This window comes from Mesorhizobium sp. M7A.F.Ca.US.005.03.2.1 (assembly GCF_003997795.1).
GTDB classification, from domain to species: Bacteria; Pseudomonadota; Alphaproteobacteria; order Rhizobiales; family Rhizobiaceae; genus Mesorhizobium; species Mesorhizobium ciceri.
In genome coordinates, this window is sequence record NZ_RZRP01000450.1 from 1 (window position 1) to 5,110 (window position 5,110).

5 protein-coding genes and 1 tRNA gene are annotated in these 5,110 nt (G+C 60.7%); 4 read left to right on the plus strand and 2 right to left on the minus strand.

Annotated features, from left to right (window positions below; translation table 11 throughout):
- The coding region (locus tag EN991_RS22675; protein ID WP_164769299.1) for a PEP/pyruvate-binding domain-containing protein at positions 1-204 on the minus strand (204 nt) is incomplete at its 3' end.
- 222 nt (positions 205-426) lie between these two features.
- On the opposite strand from EN991_RS22675, the gene EN991_RS22680 reads away from it, so the two are divergent.
- The 4 genes from EN991_RS22680 (at position 427) to EN991_RS22695 (ending at position 4,326) form a co-directional block, all read left to right on the plus strand.
- Entirely contained in the window at positions 427-771 is a 345-nt protein-coding gene (locus EN991_RS22680; protein WP_013532745.1) for a VOC family protein, read from the plus strand.
- 127 nt (positions 772-898) lie between these two features.
- Positions 899-973: transfer RNA gene (locus tag EN991_RS22685), tRNA-Gln, on the plus strand.
- Positions 974-1,194: 221 nt separating this feature from the next.
- Entirely contained in the window at positions 1,195-3,285 is a 2,091-nt protein-coding gene (locus tag EN991_RS22690; RefSeq protein ID WP_063171674.1) for a glycosyltransferase family 25 protein, read from the plus strand.
- A 168-nt stretch (positions 3,286-3,453) separates the two neighbouring features.
- Positions 3,454-4,326, plus strand: a complete 873-nt coding sequence (locus EN991_RS22695) for a phytanoyl-CoA dioxygenase family protein (RefSeq protein WP_245321922.1) — start codon at positions 3,454-3,456, stop codon at positions 4,324-4,326.
- A gap of 86 nt (positions 4,327-4,412) precedes the next feature.
- Here the strand turns inward: EN991_RS22695 and EN991_RS22700 are convergent.
- Positions 4,413-5,110: substrate binding domain-containing protein (locus EN991_RS22700; protein ID WP_127369592.1), on the minus strand; the 698-nt coding region annotated here is incomplete at its 5' end.

Genomic DNA, 5,110 nt, shown 5'->3' on the forward strand with positions numbered 1-5,110 from the left:
ATCGTCTTCCAACCCGGCCGGATAAATACGGCCGTTGGCGTAGTAGGCGTTGCAGACCTCCGTGGTGATGGTGAAGCCCGGCGGCACCGGCAGCCCCAGGCTGCACATCTCGGCCAGGTTGGCGCCTTTGCCGCCCAGGAGATTCTTGTCGCTGGCACGGCCCTCCGCCGCACCATCGCCAAAGGTGAAAACCCATTTGGTCATGCATCGCTCTCCGGTTGCAGGAGATTGGAAAGATTGGCGAAACGGAAAGTTCCGCCGGTCCGCCCTTGGAGCGATATGATGCTGCAGTGCGAAAGGCAAGGCGTCGGCAAAGCCGCCCGGCCACTACAATCGATTAAGCAAAGCCGTGCCTCAGGATGCGGCAAAAAGACTTGCTATGCCGGGGATTCTGGAGTAGAACATACAGTGAACAAAGAGATGGCTATGAAACTGTCCGGAAAACTCGACTATCTGGAAATGCCGGCTACGGGCGGGACGCTGGACCGGCTGAAGGCCTTCTACAGTTCCGCCTTTGCCTGGTCGTTCACTGACTATGGGCCGACCTATTCGGCCTTTGCCGAAGGCCTGGACGGGGGTTTTCAGGCCGACGCCGCCGAAGCGCCATCAAAGCCGCTGCCGGTGCTCTACAGCAGGGATCTGGAGGCGACCCTCGAGGCTGTCGAAAACGCCGGCGGCACGGTCGTCAAACCGATCTTCGCGTTCCCTGGCGGCCGCCGTTTCCACTTTGCCGATCCGGCCGGCAACGAGATGGCGGTGTGGTCCGAATAGCCAGCTCGTGCCGTCTGGCGGCGTTGCTTTTGCTGCCCAAACAGGCGTTCTCACCACCATTCATGGGGCATTGTGCTTTTTGGCTGCTCTGCTAATAACGCGCCGCACAAGCGACTCTGACGGCAATTGGGGCGTCGCCAAGTGGTAAGGCATCGGTTTTTGGTACCGACATTCCCAGGTTCGAATCCTGGCGCCCCAGCCATCCCGCTCAGGTCCGTTCCGGACACTTAGGACCGAGAGTACCTTTGCGATCTTCCATGAAGCCGATCGGCTAACAGTTCGATTGTGTCATAAATTCAGATGAGCCAAAGCCATCGCGGCAAATTCAGGTCTTGCACATGATCTGGACAGTGTCGCCTTGAACATCTCCTTCTTTCCATACATAGGTCGGCCGGGTGGGTGGCGGCTCAACATGGAACTTCAATGAACCTTCCTATCTTCGCCATCAACCTCGATCGCGAGACCCAGCGCTGGAGCGAATTGCTCGCAAGCGCCGAAGCGGCAGGCCTGACCTTGCAGCGCATTGCCGCCGTCGACGGCCGTGCGCTTGCCAAAGAGGCCTGGACGGAGATCGATCTGCCAGCCGCACGCAAGCTGAGCGGGCGCGACATCCTTTCCGGCGAATATGCCTGTTACCGCAGCCATATCCAGGCGCTGGAAACGTTCGTGGCCGGTGGCAGCGCCCATGGGCTGATCGTCGAGGACGACGTCCTCTTCAGCGAAAACACCATGCGGCGCATCGAGGCCATCATCGCGGCGGTGCCGGATTTCGACGTCATCAAACTGATCAACCATCGCATCAGCTTCTTCATGCGCGCCGTCGAGACGGCGGAAGGCGACGAGATCGGTCGTGCGCTGCATGGCCCGCAAGGCTCGGCCGCCGCCTATCTGGTGACGCGGGAGGGCGCGCAGGGTCTGTTGTCGGCGCTCGCCGTCATGAAAATGCCATGGGACGTCGCGCTCGAACGCTTTTGGGATACCGGCCTGAAGGTCTATTCCGCCCGCCAAAACGTGCTTGGCTTCGCCGCCAGCAGCGAGATCTCCGGCATAGCCGGTCCCTCGGGAAGCTACAAATCCGCAAGGTTGGGGGGGCCGAGCCGGCTACGTGCCGGGGTGTTGCGGGCCGGTGACGAGCTGCGCCGCCTGCATCACGTCCTGCTGCGGCCCCCTTTGCCGCGAGATACCCTGGACTATGCCAAGGACAACGCGCCGCGCCACACCTTGCTTCTGTTGCTTGCGGCACTCGCCATTCTGGCCATGGTTTCCGCGGTGTGGCGTGAGGCAGACACCTACCGCTATGCGGGCCTGGCGCTGGCCCTGGTCGCGGTCATCCGCTGGTTCAGGGTGGATCTGTGGACCTACAGCAAACCACTGATCGGTTGGGTCGGCTTCCTGTGTCTGGGCTGGTCGCTCTATGTCTTCATACGACTGGCGATCGTCTATTTCGGCACCCACCAGTTGGGTGGCGCCGAAGGCATTTACATGTTTCCGCTGTTCTATGCGACGACCGGATTCGCCTTTCTGCTGTTTGTCAGGCAGCCCGCACGGCTGGTCCTCTGGTTCATGATCCTCAGTCTTGTCTTCCTGGCGGCGGACACCGCCTGTTCGAACATGTTTCAGGATATCCAACCGGCCCCGTGGCTTTTCAACAATCCCATCCACGCGTCGGTGGCGGCCGGTTTCATCTTCCTCTGCACGCTGCAATTCATGGCTTACACGGCCCAGAGAACGGACCTCGGGAAAGCAACCAAGAACCTTTATTGGGCGCTGTCGACAGCCGTCCTGCTGCTTGCCGTCGTCAATATCATCGAGATGCGGTCAAAGGGCGTGTGGCTTGCGCTTGCGCTTGCGCTGCTCCTGTTGACGGTCATGACCCTGGCGAGAGGCCATCGCCGCGAACTGTTGGTTTCGGGTGGCGTGCTGGCGATCGTGGCGGCCGGCATTGTCGCAACACACAACATCTTCTCGTCCACCGCCGGCGACACCATGACCTTCGTCAAAACCCTGGTTCCGGATGTGTTCAGGCATGGCGTCCTTCCCGCATTCGACCGCGCCATCGCGAGCGATGCGGTTCCGCTTGCAGCCAAGGAAAGGCTGATGCTGTGGGCGGATGCGATCGATATCTGGAAACGCCACCCGATCTTCGGAGCCAGTTCCAGCTGGCTGACCGAGTGGGAGAACAGAACCTATCATCCCATGATCTTAAACGTCTTCCACAATGGTTATCTGGAAATTGCCGTGCGCTATGGTCTGGTCGGACTGGCGTTCTTTGCCTTTCTCTACACCTGGTCGGCCAGGCAGGTTCTGCTGGCCATGCGAGCCAAGCTTGTCGCTCCGGCCGCATGGTCCTGCTACATCTCCACACTGGTTTTCTTCGCCCTCAGCATCCTTACCAATTCCAACAACCGGCTGGCCATGGGTGAGGCCTTCATGTGGTTTGCCGCGGCGTTCGGCTTCTATTGTTTTTATGTTCGCCAGCAGAAGAACCTTGTCGCGCCGCGAACCTATTTTTAGGGCCTAACGGCGCAGCACGTATCTGATCAGCCGGTTGCGGCCAATGCACCTTTGAGGCCCCGCTCAATTTCCCGATAATCGGGAAAGTCGATGCCAAAATCCACGGCTTATCGCCGGCAACCCGTTTGTTACGATCGACACAGATCACAGACGGGGGTTGTCACGGATATGCTGACGGACAGGCAGGCACGCGAAGCGGTGGAGCAGTACCGCGAGGAAGGATATGCGGTCGTTCGACAATTCGTCGACGGCGACGAGATGATCCGGCTGAAGAAGGAAACCGATGCGGTCTATGCCGAAGGCCTCAAGCATCACGCCACCTTCCGGCACGGCAACCTGAATTTCCAGATCCTGCCTGAATCGGACTTTGGCCAACGCTATGTGCTGCAGGCTTACTGGTTTTCCTGGATGAATTCCTATTTCGAGCAGTTCCGCCGCAATCCCGACTATCTGAAGCTGCTCGAGGGTCTGATCGGTCGCGACATAAAACAGATCGCCCAACAGCTGCACTGGAAGCCGCCCGGCGCCAATGTCACGGGTTATCGCTTCCACCAGGATCTGCGCTTTCGTAACCAGGCCGCCTTCGACAATGTCGCCGACGCCACCGTGACAACAGGCCTCGCGGTCGATCGGGCGACGCTGGACAATGGCTGCCTTCAGGTCGTGCCCGGCAGCCACAAGCTCGGCTATCTCGGCCTGTCGGACGAGGGAACCGGCGAGCTGATGAAGGGTCTGACCGCCGAAGAAGAGTTGCGCAAGGTCGGCATCGACCCGGCGACCATCGTTCCGCTGGTGCTGGAGCCGGGCGATCTTGCTTTATGGGGGCTGCTCACCGTGCACGGCTCCTCGCCCAACAGGTCACAGCACGACCGCGCCTTTGCACTGTCCAGCTATGTGCGGGCGGATACGACGCAACGTGGCGAATGGGCGTTCAGGGACGGTGTTTCGGTGCCGCTCGGCAAGACGCCGGCATTGTGCAAATACGAAAAGCTCTTCGAGGAGCCGGGACCGATGTACGACACCACCGCCTGGTGGAAATGACGCTGCCGCGTCGGGCGACGGGGGCAGCAGGGGCCTGGCGTTCGCGCCAGGCCCCTGACGGCGTTGGCCGGCAATCCGGCAGCATTTCATGCGGTGAAGTCGGCCGACAGTTCGCGGATCAGGAAATCGACGAACGCGCGCACCTTGGCCGCAATATAGGTGCGGTGCGGATAGAGTGCGTAGATCGGGCTGGAGCCGGGGCGAAACTCATCCAGCTGCACTTCCAGCCGGCCGTCGCTGATCGCAGCATCGACCAGCAGGCTGGGCAGATTGCCGATGCCGAAACCGGCGGTGGTCATCTGGTAGGCGGCCTCGACGCTGTTGGTCGAGATGCGCCCGCCGACAGCCGCATCGAAAGGGCCGTCTGGTCCGATGAAAGGCCATGTGCCAAGCCGCTTGGCGAAATTGCTCAGCACGCAGGAATGGCTTGCCAGCTCATCCGGGTGGACCGGGCGGCCGTTTGTGTCCCAATAATCGGGCGTGGCGCAGACATAGTTGCGAACTTCCCCAAGCCGGCGGGCAATCAAGGCGGAATCGGCCTGACCGCCGAAGCGGATGGCGACATCGTAGCCTTCCTCGACAATGCCGACGACATAACGCGCGGTGAGGTCGAACTCGATCGTGGTGAGCGGGTTCTCTTCGAGGAATTTCGGCACCAGCTTGGTTATGCGCGTGTGGCCCAGAACATTGGAGCAGGAAACCCGGATCAGGCCGCGCGTCTCCTTGTGCAGGCCGCGCGTCGAATCCTGCAGTTCGGAAATGTCGTCGAGCAGGATGCGGGCAC

Bases quoted from the DNA above. Each gene is read 5' to 3' on its own strand.
- EN991_RS22690 (WP_063171674.1), top strand. From the start codon at position 1,195: ATGAACCTTCCTATCTTCGCCATCAACCTCGATCGCGAGACCCAGCGC.
- EN991_RS22695 (WP_245321922.1), top strand. From the start codon at position 3,454: ATGCTGACGGACAGGCAGGCACGCGAAGCGGTGGAGCAGTACCGCGAG.
- EN991_RS22680 (WP_013532745.1), top strand. From the start codon at position 427: ATGAAACTGTCCGGAAAACTCGACTATCTGGAAATGCCGGCTACGGGC.